Annotated in this window: 15 protein-coding genes; 12 read left to right on the top strand and 3 right to left on the bottom strand. The window is 30.2% G+C overall.

All coding sequences use genetic code 4. From position 1 onward, the window contains the following. Positions 1-2 precede the first annotated feature (2 nt). The 4 genes from FG904_RS01475 (at position 3) to FG904_RS01460 (ending at position 4,735) form a co-directional block, all read left to right on the top strand. On the top strand, positions 3-1,085 hold the full coding sequence (locus FG904_RS01475; protein WP_139592164.1) for an ABC transporter permease: 1,083 nt from the start codon (positions 3-5) through the stop codon (positions 1,083-1,085). A 5-nt stretch (positions 1,086-1,090) separates the two neighbouring features. Continuing rightward, positions 1,091-2,299, top strand: a complete 1,209-nt coding sequence (locus FG904_RS01470) for an ABC transporter ATP-binding protein (RefSeq protein ID WP_139592163.1) — start codon at positions 1,091-1,093, stop codon at positions 2,297-2,299. 94 nt (positions 2,300-2,393) lie between these two features. Further along, positions 2,394-3,632 (top strand): ABC transporter ATP-binding protein, encoded by a 1,239-nt coding sequence (locus FG904_RS01465; RefSeq protein WP_420846420.1) that lies wholly within the window; start codon positions 2,394-2,396, stop codon positions 3,630-3,632. A gap of 14 nt (positions 3,633-3,646) precedes the next feature. Further along, the gene (locus FG904_RS01460; RefSeq protein WP_139592161.1) at positions 3,647-4,735 is read left to right on the top strand and encodes a hypothetical protein; all 1,089 of its coding nucleotides are present in this window, start codon (positions 3,647-3,649) and stop codon (positions 4,733-4,735) included. Between the two features lie 24 nt (positions 4,736-4,759). Here FG904_RS01460 and FG904_RS01455 read toward each other — a convergent pair whose 3' ends face one another. The 3 genes from FG904_RS01455 to FG904_RS01445 form a co-directional block, all read right to left on the bottom strand. Beyond that, complete coding sequence (locus FG904_RS01455) at positions 4,760-5,608, bottom strand: MAGa7180 family putative nuclease (protein ID WP_139592160.1); 849 nt, start codon at positions 5,606-5,608, stop codon at positions 4,760-4,762. Between the two features lie 128 nt (positions 5,609-5,736). Then, the gene (locus FG904_RS01450) at positions 5,737-6,390 is read right to left on the bottom strand and encodes a hypothetical protein (RefSeq protein ID WP_139592159.1); all 654 of its coding nucleotides are present in this window, start codon (positions 6,388-6,390) and stop codon (positions 5,737-5,739) included. Positions 6,391-6,550: 160 nt separating this feature from the next. Continuing rightward, positions 6,551-9,112 carry a UU173 family protein gene (locus tag FG904_RS01445; RefSeq protein ID WP_139592158.1) on the bottom strand — a complete coding sequence of 854 codons (2,562 nt, stop codon included), beginning with the start codon at positions 9,110-9,112 and terminating at the stop codon, positions 6,551-6,553. 131 nt (positions 9,113-9,243) lie between these two features. Here FG904_RS01445 and FG904_RS01440 point away from each other — a divergent pair, with 131 nt between their 5' ends. From FG904_RS01440 to atpD, 8 genes are all read left to right on the top strand, one after another. Further along, on the top strand, positions 9,244-9,690 hold the full coding sequence (locus tag FG904_RS01440) for a hypothetical protein (RefSeq protein WP_139592157.1): 447 nt from the start codon (positions 9,244-9,246) through the stop codon (positions 9,688-9,690). Position 9,691: 1 nt separating this feature from the next. Next, complete coding sequence (locus FG904_RS01435) at positions 9,692-10,498, top strand: F0F1 ATP synthase subunit A (protein WP_139592156.1); 807 nt, start codon at positions 9,692-9,694, stop codon at positions 10,496-10,498. Positions 10,499-10,515: 17 nt separating this feature from the next. After that, positions 10,516-10,833 (top strand): ATP synthase F0 subunit C, encoded by a 318-nt coding sequence (gene atpE, locus FG904_RS01430; RefSeq protein ID WP_139592155.1) that lies wholly within the window; start codon positions 10,516-10,518, stop codon positions 10,831-10,833. Positions 10,834-10,842: 9 nt separating this feature from the next. Continuing rightward, the gene (atpF, locus tag FG904_RS01425) at positions 10,843-11,400 is read left to right on the top strand and encodes a F0F1 ATP synthase subunit B (protein WP_246051815.1); all 558 of its coding nucleotides are present in this window, start codon (positions 10,843-10,845) and stop codon (positions 11,398-11,400) included. A gap of 15 nt (positions 11,401-11,415) precedes the next feature. Continuing rightward, complete coding sequence (atpH, locus tag FG904_RS01420; protein ID WP_139592154.1) at positions 11,416-11,964, top strand: ATP synthase F1 subunit delta; 549 nt, start codon at positions 11,416-11,418, stop codon at positions 11,962-11,964. Continuing rightward, on the top strand, positions 11,965-13,545 hold the full coding sequence (atpA, locus tag FG904_RS01415; RefSeq protein WP_139592153.1) for a F0F1 ATP synthase subunit alpha: 1,581 nt from the start codon (positions 11,965-11,967) through the stop codon (positions 13,543-13,545). A 70-nt stretch (positions 13,546-13,615) separates the two neighbouring features. Further along, on the top strand, positions 13,616-14,398 hold the full coding sequence (gene atpG / locus FG904_RS01410; protein ID WP_246051814.1) for an ATP synthase F1 subunit gamma: 783 nt from the start codon (positions 13,616-13,618) through the stop codon (positions 14,396-14,398). A 14-nt stretch (positions 14,399-14,412) separates the two neighbouring features. Continuing rightward, a complete protein-coding gene (gene atpD, locus FG904_RS01405) occupies positions 14,413-15,816 on the top strand; it encodes a F0F1 ATP synthase subunit beta (protein ID WP_139592152.1) in 1,404 nt (467 codons plus the stop codon). Positions 15,817-15,818: the final 2 nt, after the last annotated feature.

Here is a 15,818-nt window from a genome sequence, read left to right as displayed (position 1 = left end):
TTATGGAACAAAACAAAAAACAAAATCCATTTAGCTCATTCTTTAAACAAACAGGTTCAAAAGTTTCAAACTTTTTTGCAAAGCAAGCAAACAAAATTAGAGCAAGAGAAGAGTTAGGACCAAGCAACGATTATGCTGCTGAAGGTGCTAAACCTAACCCATTCACACAACCGTTTACATATCAATCATGAAAAATTGTAGGTAAGATTTTAGATTATGAATCAGACCTACACATGGGTGCTGAAACTAAAGCATTCAAAGAATTTGTTAACCGTTTTTCACGTTCATTTGCTGGGGTATTTGGATTTGTTTCATTAGTAGTTTTAATTTTATTAGCTATCATTATTCCTTTTACAACTCAAAACCCTAACATAACAAATGCAGAAGCAACGAAGCTGCCATTTAATTCATATGACAACTTTAATATTTATCACTTCTTTGGAACTGATGAAAAAGGAGCTGATTACTGAGCCCAGCTATGATGAGGGCTTAGGTATTCAATTGCCCTAGCGTTTGTTGTTACTGTCATTGAAGTTGCTATTGGTTTAACAATTGGAATTATGATGGGGCAATTTGAAATGTTTGATAAAATCATGACTTTTATTATTAAAGTTATTTCAATTGTGCCGACAATTATTATCTTAATTCTAATGACAATTATTATTAGTCCTAGTTTCTGAGTTATTGTATTTTCATTATCATTAACTTCATGAACTGGTATGGCTAACCAAATTAGAGCTCAAGTTAAACGTGCAAAACACTTTGAATGAGTAAGTGCATCTAAGATTTTAGGTACACCTACTTGAAAAATTCTTAAAAATTATGTTCCAGTTATTTTACCTATTTTAATTACCCAATTAGTATTTACAATTCCTGGTGTTGTTTTATCTGAAACATCTTTAGCATTCATTGGTTTAGCAATCGATGATGTTCCAACTTTAGGGAACTTGATTTCAACAGGACAAAAAAGCTTCCCAGATTACTTAAGATACGTATTTGTTCCATCAGCATTCTTAATTTTAATTACAACTAGTGTGCAATTAATTGGAGCAACAGTTCAAGACTCATTAAGAAGACAAAGGTAAGAATTATGCAATTAAAAAACAAAATTCACAATCTTTACAAAAAGTTTCTAGTGTCATTAAGTAATAAGTTTTCATTTTTCAGTTCAAAAAACAATTTATTTGACTGAGATGAATTTTATAAAGATGTTCAATACCAAGAATTTTCAGATGGTACAAAATTAAAAATAGCTGCTCAAATTAATGATATTAACTTATCATTCACCAACCCATCAAGACCTGGTGAAAAAAATAAAGTTCTACGTGGGCCATCAATTAAGATTTATGAAGGAAAAGTTCACGCTATTATCGGTGAATCAGGTTCAGGTAAATCTGTTATTACTTCACTTTTATATGGATTAACTGGTGATAACGCTGTTATTGACAGTGGTGAAATTTTACTTTATAACAATCACGTTGAAAAATTCAATGCCAAAGATTGAGAAAAATCTCACTACCGTGGTAGAGTTGTTTCAGCAGTATTCCAAAACCCTATGTCTACATTAAATCCAACCATGAAAGTTGGAACTCAAATTATGGAAGGTATGCTAGTTAACAAAATTGTTAAAAATAAAAAAGAAGCATACCAAAGAGCTGTAGAGTTTTTAAAATTAACTAAAATTAATGACCCTGAAGCGGTTATGAAACTATATCCTCATGAAATGTCAGGAGGAATGATTCAACGTGTAGTTATTGCTGCTATTGTTGCTTTAGAACCTAAGATTTTAGTTATGGACGAGCCTACTACAGCGCTTGACCCAACAGTTCAAGCTTTAGTTTTAGATGTAATTAAAGAATTACAGCAAAAACTAAACTTATCAATTGTTTTCATTACCCATGACCTTGGAGTTGTTGCTTCAATTAGTGACTACATTTCAATTATGTACGCTGGTCAAATTATTGAAGAAGGTAAAGCAAGAGAAATTCTTAAATATCCACAACACCCATATACATGAGGTTTAATTCTAAGTATGCCTGATGTTAACAAAGGTTCTAGACTTTCTACAATTAGAGGTTCAGTGCCATCTAACTTAAACAATGTTGTTGGAGATGCATTCGCTGTACGTAATGACTATGCTTTAGGAATTGACTTTGTTGAAGAACCAAAATTCTATTATGTGTCAGAAACTCACAGAGTTAAAAGTGCGCTATTAGATGAAAAAGCTCCAAAATATGAACCACCTAAACACATTCTAAGACTATGAAAGGAATATTTAGCAGAAGCTAAAAACAAGTAATATGCAACAAAAACCATATGTTACAGAAACTCGTCGTAAATTCCTTTTTCTAAAAGAAAAACAAATTAGATTTTTAACACCTGGTGTTGAACAAATGTTAGAAGTTCCAAAGGACAAGGAAATTTTAGCATCATTAAGAAATGTTGATATCACTTATGGTTCAGGTTCAAAAGCCTTTAGAGCAGTAGTTGATTTTAACTTAAATATTTATCAAGGTGAAGTTTTAGGATTGGTTGGTGAATCAGGTTCAGGTAAAAGTACAATCGGTCGTTCAATTATTGGATTAACTCCATATAGTTTTGGTGAAATTAAAATTTTAGACAAAACATTACCTAAAAAATTATCACGCGGATTAAAATTTGGAAAAAAACTAAAAGAGTATAAAGCACTTGAAAACTTCATGGTTAATAAAGTGCAAATGATTTTCCAAGATCCAGCTAACTCATTAAACCCACATGCTAATGTTGAAACAGTTGTTTCGGAAGGTTTAACAAACACCAAAAATGCTAAAGAAATTTATTTATACAACATCGATCAAGAAGTTGTTAAAGAAGCTTACAAATTAATCAAAAAGCAAGAATTCAAAAGTTTTTATGGTGAATTTAAACAACAATTAGACCAAAGAGTTGCCTTAAACGAAAACGAAGCATATCAAGCATTATATGTTGAATTTTTACAAAAAGTAAGTCAAACATGAGGTTTACAAGAAGTTGAAAAATTATTATTAGAAGCAAAAGAAAAAAGAGATGAATTAAACAAATTATCTGAAAAAGATTGCAAAAGAATCTTAGTCAGAGAAATTTTAAAAAGTGTAGGATTAGACCACACTGTTTTAAAACGTTATCCGCTTGAATTTTCAGGTGGACAACAACAAAGAATTGGGATTTCACGTGCTGTTGTGCTTCGTCCGCAATTATTAATTGCTGACGAACCTATTTCAGCTCTTGACGTGTCTATCCAAGCTCAAGTTGTTAATATTTTCAACGATCTTAAAGATAAATATAATTTAACAATTTTATTTATAGCCCATGATCTTAGAATGGTTGAATATATATCAGACCGTATTGCGGTTATGAATAAAGGTAGATTACTTGAAGTTGGTTCAACAAAAGAAATCATGCAACATTCATTACATCCTTATACAAAATCATTATTAGATTCAGTTCCTTCAATTGAATCTGATAAAGGAAGTTTAATAGGATATACCTACAATCCTGCAATTCATGGTTATGATGCACAAAATCAACCAGAATGAATAAAAATAAATGATGACCATTTCATTTTAGCTACAAAAGAAGAGGTAACTAAATGACAAAATGGTGATTATGAGTAAAAGAAAGGACTGATATGAAATTAAGATTTAAAAAAGCTTTTAACCTGTTAGGATTAAGCTTAGTAATTTCATCTCCAGCTCTAGTTGCTTTAAGTTGTCAAGATACAACAAACACAAATAATAATAATAATAATAATAACCCAAATAATCCAGAACAACCAGTTAACCCAGCAAAACAAACTACACCTGGTGAAACAAATGGTTCAGCTGAAGGAAATAATGAGGGTCAACCTGCTGAATCAAATCCAGAAAATACTTCAGATGTTCAAACAACATTAAGTGAAGAAAAAAGAAATAAATTAACAGATCTGAAAACAAAAATTTCAGAATTAAAAACAGCGTTAGACTATAATGCTGAAAAACAAACAGAATTAAATGATATTGTTACAACAATTGATAGTATATTAGAAACCAACCAAGACGTTTCAGATGAAATTGTTAATCAAATTGAAACAAAATACAATGAAGTTAAGACAGCTCATGAAGAGCACTTAGCAGCTGAAGAAGCTAAAAGACAAGCTGAATTAAATAAAGTTGACAAACCAGCAGAACCAACATGAAACTTTAATTCAACAGTTTTATCAGAAAATGTTCCTGCAAGTTCTGAAGAATTAAGAAGCGAAAGTGGACAACCTTTATATACTGAAAATTACATTAATATAACTAAAAGAAGAAGACCTGCAGGTCAAACACGTTATGAATACTACAATACAGTAATTAAAGCAGAAGCTCCAGAAGTTCCAGAAAACATTCGTTTAGATGTTGAAGATTACAAAATTAAAGAAACCTTATTAAAATTAAGACAAAAATTCTTAACAAGATTCTTCACAAGTAGACAAGTTACTGTCGGAGGAAGCACAGTTACGGAATATAATTTCTTAACATCCTTAAGAGACGTTGATAGATTTTATATTTCAAGAAACATTTTAACAATAGATTGATTATTATCTAAAGGTGCTTTATATAGTAGGTTTGCTCCTTACTTAGAAGGTGAGCAAATTAATCCTGATGCAAGAATTGATTTTACTACTCCTTCAAAAGCTTGAACATATTATTACATTGATAATTTAGATTCAAGATCAAAAAACAATGGAAATGTATAATAAAAATAGCCTTATGGCTATTTTTTATTCGATTATAAAATCTAAGTCCATTTTGCCTTGTTGCTTTAATTTATTAGCATAGTCAATTCATTGTTGTTGATTTTCACACTTTAAATATTCTATTAAATCAGCATTTACTGCTAAGTCAAACTTTGGTGAAACGTTTGTATTTGTATAAAATTTATATCATTCTTCAACTTTTTTAATATCGTCTCTAACAACATTTTGGTCAATGGTAAAGGCATATCCCTTAACTTCTCTTTGTGTTAAATCAACTTGTTCAGGATTTAAATAATCACCTGCATCATCATTTAAAAAAGCTGCAACTATAACGAAAGAATTAGCACCTTTTAAAAAAGAATAAAGTTGAGCTTGCTTAATATATGACTTATCAACACCATATTTATCTCAAGCTTCTTTTTTCTTAGCGCCAGCTGTTTTAACCTCAACTATCCGATTGATAGCTGGTATATAACCATCTGGCACACCGCTGATAATTGGATGGGTATCTTTAAAATAATCATATCCATAATCTTCGGCACGATAGTTTTCAATAACTTGATCAGGATAAGTTGCACGAAGTAAATCAAAAACTTTTGGCTCAATTGCATTACCAGCATCAATGTACTTAGTTTGGAAAACAGCAGGATTTAAACGGGTAATAAAACAGTAAGCTATAAAGTCATTTTTGAAATTATCACTAATTAAAATATTACCAACTGATGAACCACCAATTTTTTTAAATTTTTCAAATTGATTAGTTCCTTTTAATTTTGCATAAAGAGCATCTGATAAAGTTAAAGTTCGATTTTCAAAATCCAGAAAATAATCTCTATTATTGTAGTATTTACGAGTAATTTTTTTGTTAGACATAATTTAATTATAACAACAGCATAAGCAAAAGAAAGCAAAATTAACCTTAAAAGAACTATGGCATTTATAGTTCTTTTTTAGTTCTTTAAAATGAAAAAACTTGCATAAATATATGCAAGTTATCATAATTATTTATTAATGAAGTTTTGAATAATCATATCAGCTGTAACTGAAACATTTTCAAAAATAGGCATTCATTCACGGTTGATTAAAGTGTCTTGTGGCACGATAAAGTCGAAACAGATGTTAACAATTTTATCAAAACTAATTTCTGTTGAGTTGTCATCAACTCCTTGTTGGAATTTAGTTGGGTCCATGAATTTTTCAATTCTAATTGATAGGACTTTAGCTTCATCATTTTCAGAAACTGATTTTTGTAAACTTGCTAAATTACTTTTGAAGTATTCAAGCTCATTCGGAAAACGTAAATCGTCGATTATAAATAATGAATTTTTACCTTCTTTTGAAGCTTGTGAAGCGATGTCTTTAATTCTTTTGAAAACTTTTTCACATCAGATATTAGGGTCGATTCTACGTCCTACTTCACCCATAGCGATTCATAAAGGTCTTACAACTTCTTTATCTTTTTTATCTCATCTAATTTCGTCTAAGATTGGTTCTGTAATTAATTTAATTGGTTGTGCGAATGATAAAATGTGAATATTATCATCGAATTTCTTAGTTAATTTCTTTTTAAGTTCATTACTTAAAAGTCCTTTTCCACTTCTTCTTTTTCCATTAATTAAAATAATTTGGTGTCTTGTTTTTTTAACTTTATCCATGCTAGTCTCCTTAAAAATGTATGTGTAATTATTATAGTCAGATAAAAATAAAAATGTGTATTTTTTCTAAAAAATTCTTGGTTTCAGATTTTATGGGATAGATTTAAATACCCAAATTTAGAATTAAAAAGTTGCTATTTTGCAACTTTTATTATTGTTTTTAAGGAGTTTTAGTAATTAATTTATTAGTATTTTTGTCAATAAAATAATTTAAATCTGTTGATTCTAGTTTATATTCATACTCGTCTATTTCAGGATGAATTAAGCGAGCAACATACATAATTAATTCATAGACCATAATCATGGCTCTAACGTCATTTTCACAATATCTCTTTAATTCAGGTACTTGAGAATTATTTCAAGTTTGATCACCAATTAAATTACAATAACGCAATGTGGCTTTTTCCATTGCCATAGTACCTTTTTGAATCACAAGTTCTTTATAAGGGGTGATTTTAGTTTTTAAAGGTAAGTCAAAATTGGTGATATATTTTTCAACAGTTTTAATTGATGAATAACCCTTTAATCATTGAATATTTAAAAAGTGAACCTTGTTGTGGGGCGCTAAATTCTCAATTGTGTATTTAAAACTGTTTTTAGCTAAAATTTGTAGTGATTTAAATCCTTCTTTGAATAAAGAAATGTTTTCAGGATGTGAATAGTCAGAAACTTCACCGCTTTCAGGTTCAAAAATATGAGGATATGTTTCATCATAAGTGTTAATTGACTTACCTTTAAAAACATCAAGTAAGTCAATAGTATTATTATTAATATGATTAACCATTTGTTCAAAAATTATTTTGTAATTTTTACCTAATAATTCAGTCATTTGGTCAACAAAAATTTGATATTTTAAGTCTTTATCTTTGTTTAAAGTATAAGCATTAACTAGTTTAACAACATCTTTGTTTCTAGCGTTTTCATATGATTTATTATAAACGACATAATAATCAGCTTTATTAGCATAAACCGCAATTATAATTTTAACTAAATCAAGTAGTTGAATGTTCTTAGTATCAACAACTATATTTTGTTTTTCTTGTTCTATTCCATTTTTAGTTACAATGACTGAAACTTGATTTATAATCTGAGCATATGGTGCTACAAAATCTAAAATTGGATAAACATCCATAAACCCTTCATAGTCATATCAACAAATACGTTTATCCCTTAGGTGTAGAGGTTTAATGATATTTAAAGCTTCGATATTTAAATAATTTGGCACATTTTTAACTCTATTGATTTTGTTAAGCATTGAGACAATGTCTCTTTTTTCTTTGTCTGAATAAATTTTGTAAGTATATAAGTCAAAATTTGGCCCAATTATGTATTTTGCTAAGATATTTCTTTCAACCCCTGTATAAATAGGTGGAATGTTGATGCTTGTTGAATTTTTACCACTAGAATAATTACCATGACGGTCAAGTAGTCATTCATCGACTAAGGATGAATTCTTTAAGCCTTCAACACTGTAAAAATACTTAATAGCATTTCAATTTAGTGTATCTTCATTTCTAAACTCTAAGTAAGCTTTTTGAAAAATCTTAACTAGGTTATCAAACTTTGGTAAAAAGGTTTTGTCAATTTTTAGTTTTTCTCTGTCATAGTACCTTCAAACTTTCATTAGTTCATCAATGTTGTTTGAATCAAGTCTTAAAGCCAATGTATGTGGGCTTGCAGTTTCGATATCGGCTTCTTTATTAAGCTTAGTTGAACTAATTTCAGGAATAAAATTCTCTGAAATAGCATTGAAAAAATTATATCCACTGTTGTAATCAAAAATATTTGCATAATTAAATAAAGTAGCACAACCAGAGCATCTAGCAATAAAGTCTATATCTCTGATGTTTTCTAAAGTTTTTGTTGCTTTAGATTTAGTTGGTTTGGCATCTGCAGGATGAGCTGCAAACGCTTCATAAAACTGCATTGACCCTTGTTTTATGGTTTTTAAAAAAGCAGCTGCTGGATTAATCATAACCAAAGAATAGTTGTTAATATAACCATTAAATATACCTTGTGATTTAATGACATTGTGAATGAAATAAAACTTATAGTAATTAATTCTTTTAGTAGTTGTCACATAAGATAAATCAACCAATTTTTGTAGAGTTTTATCTCAGAGAAAACCATTTGCAACAAAGTCCATAGTTTTAGAACCATCAAATTCGTCGCTTGTGTAAACGAAGTGCGGATTGACTATCAGTCTAACGTTAGGATCAGTAAAATATTGTTGTGTTAAAAAGGCTTTATCTTCTAATGAAGCAGTATTTTTAACAAAAGCAACTTGTTGTGTAGGAACTTTGTATTTACTAATATATCAATTAATAGCATCTTTGAAGTACTTCATATAACTATCAACTTGCATATGGATATAAGTTTCTTTTCCTTCAGCAAATAAGTCTACTTGCTGAACAACATTGTGCTTAATTTGTGTTTGAAAAGTATCATTATCTTTTAAAACAAAATCCACTTCAACTGATGAAATAGCTTTTTCAAATTTTTCATTAGTTTTAAAAATATTTTCATCTTGCTCTTCATCATCATCAAATTCTTCAATATCATTTGTGTTAATTTGAGCATCAATCGGCATATTTCAAACGTTGAAATATTCCTTTTCAATTATTCTTTCGGCTAGTTCTTCGGTTTTAAATAACATCGCAGGATTGTTATAAAAAACTTTTTTAAATAAACTTCATTTAATAATAATTTTGTCGTTTTGCATATGATCCCCTTTCTTTTTATTGTATTTAGAAACAGGCACATTCCAAGCAGAATTTTTAACTATTTTTAAAAGCAAAAAAATATTTCATAGTTCCTACGCCAAATTTAAAAAGTTGTAAAATATAGTATATTATGTTAGAGAAAAAAAGACCTAAACAAAGTAAAAATTATTCATTAATTAACGATCTAGCGTTCTTGATAACAGCGTTTTTTGTATCAATAATTATGCTTTCTTTAAGTTTTTTAAAATTAGGTCTTTTTTGAGGCTATTTGTTAGGAATTTGTTACATTTTTTTAGTCAACAAATTGAACTGATTTTTAGTTTATTATCAAATAAAAAATAAAAAAAGAATCGTGTATCTTTTTTTTATTTTAAAAAGCTTTGCTTTTTTTGGTTTATTAACCTTAATTTTTTATTTGATTTTTGCAGTCAATTTAAACACTTTTAATATCACAAATTTTACAACTGCTGGCTATGGAAACAAAATCAACTTGTTTGCTTTTATAGGTGGAATAGCTACTCACTTAATTTCAATTTTTATTACAGAGATATACGGCTATTGCCAGAAAGGAGGCTAATTTGAGTAAAATATTTGAAAATGCATGAGTCTGAAATCAACCTCAATTATTATCACTGTGTTTGACAGTTATGATAGTGTTAGTAATTTCAATTATTGTTTACATCAAGGTTTCAAAAGTAAAAGAAAATGAAGCGCCAAAAGGTGTTGCACAAATTGCTGAAGCTTATGTTGGTATGATTGACAAGTCGTTTGATGAACTAACTGGCAAGACGCAAATTCAAAAAGCTAGACTTTATATATTCAGTTTAGGAACATTTATTTTCATTGGAAACTTAGTGACAATTTTTGGTTTTGAACCTATTGTTACTTCTTATTCTATCCCACTGACACTGGCTTTAATGACTTGATTAGGGATTTTTATAACTGGTGCAATTTGACAAAAATGACACTATTTAAAAAGTTTCAAAAACCCATTGGATTGATTTGGTAAAATTTCACCTTTAATTTCACTAAGTTTCCGTATTTATGGAAACGTTATTGGTGGAGCAATTATCATTTTATTAGTTTATTTATTAGGTGGTTATGTATGAAGCCAAATTTCAGGGGTTCAAATTACTAATTTTGATCAAAGTACTAAAGAACCCTTGTATATAGTCTCGTTAGTAATTTCGCCGGCCTTACACTTTTATTTTGACTTGTTTGGTTCGACATTGCAAGCTTATATTTTTACTCTTTTAACTGGTGTATATTGAGTTGTTGAATCAACCGGTGAAGGTGAAAACGATTTAGCTTCCGAAACTACAAAAGAGAAAAAATATCACCTATTTAAAAGAAAAAAATTAAACTTGGAAACATCTATTTATTAATCTTATAAGGAGTTAACATGCAAGAAGCAATTATTAAATTATTAGAAGAAACAACATCAGCAACTGGAACAATTACAGCTGCACAAGATTCAAAATCCGCACCATTAGCAGTAGGTTTAACAGCATTAGGAGCAGGTTTAGCTGCTGTTGGGGTTTTAGGAACAGGGATTGGACAAGGTTACGCTGCCGGTAAAGCTGCTGAAGCTGTTGGAAGAAACCCAGAAGCTGAATCAAAAATTCGTTTAATGCTAATTGTTGGAGCTGGAATTGCTGAAACAGCTGCTATTTACTCACTTCTTATTGCTTTACTATTAGTTTTCGTTTACAACAAATAATTAACTTTTATGCAAAACTTAACTATGTATTTTGCTGAAACAGCAACAGTAACTACCAAAGAATCTGGAACAATAATTAAGGAAAAATTTGATAGTTTATTCCCTTCTGTTTCAATGATGATTGCAACAATCATTGCTTTTGGAATTGTGTTTTTAATTCTAACTTATTTACTTTACAAACCAGTAAAAGCAATGATGAAACGTCGTGCAGAATATATTCAATCAAATATTGATCAATCTTTAGAGTTAAAAAATCAAAGTTTAACTGCTTTAGATAATGCAAACGAAAAATTAAAAGAAGCTCATAAACAAGCAGATTTAATTGTAACTCAAGCCAAAATTAAGTCAGCTGAAGTGACAGAAACTTATTTAGCTAAAGCAAAAGCAGACGCTAAACGTTTACGTGAAGAAACAGATATTGACATCGCTTCACAACAACGTGAATTTGACAACAACGCTAAACAATATATTGTAAAAGTAGCCACAGAAATGGCTGAACAAATTCTAAAAAAAGAAATATCAAAAGAATCTCAAGATCAAATTATTGATAAGTTCTTAAATTCATAGAAATAGGTAAGTAAAATGTATTACAAAAGAAACGTTTCTGCCTATGCTGTAGCAATTTATGACTTAGTTAAAGAAAATGATAAGTTCAACGAAATTCAACCCGAATTTGAACAAGTTAAAAATATAATTACTGCTCATCCAGAATTAATTGATTACTTAAAAAACGACTTAATTTCAGAGCAAGAAAGATTAAAAACAGTCGATTTAGTTTTTCAAGGTTTAGACACAATTATCCTTAACACTATTAAAGTAGTAGTTTTAAGAAAAATGACACCTTTTTTAAAGAAGATTATTGTTGAGTACTTAAAACTAGCTAACAACGAACTTAAAGTTCGTTTTGTTAGAGTTTTATCAGCGTTTCCACTGGATAGCGATCAACTTGATAATATTCGTGAAAAATTACAAAAAGTAACCAGAAGAACAGTAGTGCTAAAAAATGAAATTGATTCTACTTTAATTAGTGGTATCAAAATAGTTTCTAAAACTGAGGTTTTAGAAATGAATTTACAAAACGATTTAAATAAAATCAAAAACGAATTTATTATTAAAAAGGAGGTGTTATAGATGGCAATTAAACTTGATGATATTTCCGCAATTATTAAAGAACGTATTGAAAATCTAGGTAAAACAGTTGATCGTTCAGAAATTGGGCAAGTTATTTCAATCGGAGATGGTATTGCAGTAGCTAGTGGATTACAAAAAGTTTTAAACAGCGAAATTGTTGTGTTTGAAAACGGTGTTTATGGACTTGCTTTAAACCTTGAAGAAGAAACCGTTGGGATTGCTTTATTCGGTGATGCTAATTCTGTATCTGAAGGTGATACAGTGAAGCGTACTGGTCAAGTTATTTCAGTTAAAGTTGGAGATGAACTTTTAGGTCGTGTTGTTGATGCCTTAGGTCAACCAATTGACGGAAAAGGACCAATTAACACCACAGTTAAAAGTGAAATTTTCAAAATTGCACCTGGTGTAATGACTAGAAAAGAAGTTAATCAACCTCTTGAAACAGGAATTGTTGCAATTGACACTATGATTCCGATCGGAAAAGGTCAACGTGAATTAATTATTGGAGACAGACAAACTGGAAAAACCGCTATTGCAATTGACACTATCATTAACCAAAAAGATAAAAATGTTAAGTGCGTTTATGTAGCAATTGGGCAAAAAAACTCTACAGTAGCTCAAATTGTTAACAAATTAAGTGAATCTGGTGCTTTAGAATATACAACCATTGTTGTTGCTGGGGCTAGCGAACTAGCACCACAACAATACATTGCTCCTTACACAGGTGTAACAATGGCTGAATACTGAAGATCAAAAGGTCAAGACGTATTAATTGTTTATGATGATTTATCAAAACATGCTGTGGCTTACAGAACTCTTTCATTACTACTTCGTAGACCACCAGGTCGTGAAGCTTATCCAGGAGATGTTTTTTACTTACATTCTCAACTACTAGAAAGAGCAGTAAGATTAAACGCCGAAAATGGTGGTGGTTCAATTACAGCACTTCCAATTATTGAAACACAACAGGGAGATATTTCCGCTTATATTCCAACCAATGTTATTTCAATTACAGATGGTCAAATTTTTACCAAAGAAGCCTTATTCAATGCTGGTCAACGTCCAGCGGTTGATATTGGATTTAGTGTTTCACGTGTTGGTTCTGCTGTTCAAATTAAAGCTATGAAACAAGTAGTAGGTTCTTTAAAACTAGAATTAGCCCAATACAATGAAATGCTAGCTTTTGCTCAATTTGGTTCAGATCTTGATGATTCAACAAAAACTATTTTAGAGCATGGGGCAAAAGTTTATGAATTGTTAAAACAAGAACAATACTTTGCTATTTCACAAGTTGCCCAAGCAATTATGCTGGTTGGAGTCAAAGAAAGAATTATTAACCCACTACCAAAAGAATACATCCATATCTATCGTGACAATGTTTTAGAATTTTTACAAAAAGATTCAACAGGTGTTAATGTTTATGCAGATGTTGCAAATCAAGGTGTCATTTCACCAGAAAATTATCAAATAATAGAAAAATCATTAATTGAAATCGTTAACAAAATCATTGCACAAATTCCAAACTATGATCCAAAACTTTACAAATCAATTCCTGCTAAATATTTAGCTGAAAAAGAATAATCATGGCTAATTTAAATAATTTAAAAAACAGAATTGGTGTAGTTGCTAACACTCAAAAATAACCAATGCAATGCAACTGGTTTCAACTGCTAAAACTAAAAAACTCAAAAAAGAATTTGAAGCGACAAGTCTTTACTTAAAACTGATTCAAGAAACTTTTGATGATTTAGTAGCGCATGTACAAATTCAAGATTTTTATAATATTTTTCCAAAGAATAAAGATGTTGAAGCTAATTTGCACATTGTTATAACTTCTGATTTAGGTCTTTGTGGTTCATATAATCACAATATTATTAAACTGTTTAAATCTCAATTTAAGCCAAATGACAAAGTTATAGTTATAGGAACTAAAGGCTACACAATGCTAAAAAGCCTTTATGATGAATCTATCTTGCAGAATTTCACTGACTTAGGTGATAAAATCAACTATCAAGTAGGTTCAATCATTGCTAAAAAAGCTTTGGAATTATATGAAGACAAAGAAGTATCTAGCATTTATTTATATTTCACAAAATTTGTCAACAATGTTGTTCAAGAAGCTCAACAAATAACTCTTTTTCCATTCGATATTGAAAAAAGAAATATTGAAGCATCAAAGCAGGAATTAGAATTTGAACCTAATGCTGAAACAGTTTTAAAAAACTCAATTCCACTTTATATTTCAAGTATGGTTTATTGTTTAGCTAATGAGTCAAAAATTTCTGAAATGGCATCTCGCCGTAATGCCATGGAAAATGCCACAAATAATGCAGATGATCTAATTAAAGAATTGAAATTAGAATTTAACCGTAAGCGCCAAAGCAACATTACACAAGAAATTAATGAAATTGTTGCTGGTGCTGATGCAACATAATAAAGGAGGTAAAAATGGAAAAAAATATTGGAACAATAGTTCAAATTTTAGGACCAGTTGTTGACGTCAGATTTGATGAAGGTAAATTGCCTCGTTTATTAAATGCTGTAAAACTAGAACACGAAGGTAAAACTTACACATTCGAAGTTGCTCAACACATTGGTGATGATACAGCAAGAACTATTTCTATGGTTTCAACTAATGGACTACAAAGAGGAATGAAAGTTGAAGACACTGGTTCAGCAATCAAAGTGCCTGTTGGAAAAGAAGTTCTGGGAAGAATGTTTGATGTTTTAGGTAATCCAATTGATGAAAAACCTATTGCTCAAGACGTTTTAAGATCTCCGATTCATGCTCCTTCGCCTTCATATGAAGAACAAAAAACTTCAAGTGAAATTTTAGAGACAGGAATTAAAGTTATTGACCTTTTAATTCCATATGCTAAAGGTGGAAAAATTGGGTTATTTGGAGGAGCCGGAGTTGGAAAAACTGTTTTAGTTCAAGAATTAATCAACAACATTGCAACACAACATAATGGACTTTCTATTTTTGCTGGAGTTGGTGAAAGAACTCGTGAAGGAAATGACTTGTATTATGAAATGAAAGCAGCTGGTGTTTTAGACAAAACAGCGCTAGTTTTCGGTCAGATGAATGAACCACCAGGGGCAAGAATGAGAGTTGCTCTATCAGGTTTAACTATGGCTGAATATTTCAGAGATAAACAAAATCAAGATGTTTTATTATTTATTGATAACATTTTTCGTTTCACACAAGCAGGTTCAGAAGTTTCTGCACTATTAGGTAGAATGCCATCAGCAGTTGGTTATCAACCAACATTAGCTACAGAAATGGGTGCATTACAAGAAAGAATTACTTCAACAAGAAGAGGGTCAATTACTTCTGTTCAAGCAGTTTATGTGCCGGCTGATGACTTAACAGACCCAGCGCCTGCTACAACTTTCACTCACTTAGATGCTAAAACAGTTTTAGATCGTAATATTGCTGCTTTAGGTATTTATCCAGCAATTGATCCGCTTAATTCATCGTCAAGACTATTAGATCCTTTAGTGGTCGGTCCTGAACATTGTGATATTGCACAACAAGTTGTTGCAATCTTACAAAGATTCAAAGAATTACAAGATATTATTGCTATTTTAGGAATTGGTGAATTATCTGAAGAAGATAAAAAAATTGTTGCTAGAGCAAGAAGAATTAGAAACTTTTTATCTCAGCCTTTCACAGTAGCTGAAAAATTCTCAGGTATCAAAGGGGCTTATGTTCCTCTTTCAGAAACACTAAGAAGTTTCAAAACAATTTTAAGTGGTGACTTAGATGACTATCCAGAAGATATTTTTAGATATGCCGGAAGCATTGATGACGTTATAGAACGTTATAAAAAACTACAAGCAAACAATTAATT

Source organism: Mycoplasma nasistruthionis (genome assembly GCF_006228185.1).
Classification (GTDB): domain Bacteria; phylum Bacillota_I; class Bacilli_A; order Mycoplasmatales; family Metamycoplasmataceae; genus Mycoplasmopsis; species Mycoplasmopsis nasistruthionis.
The sequence above is the reverse complement of the archived record's forward strand: the minus strand, read 5'-3'. Positions and strand labels throughout refer to the sequence as shown.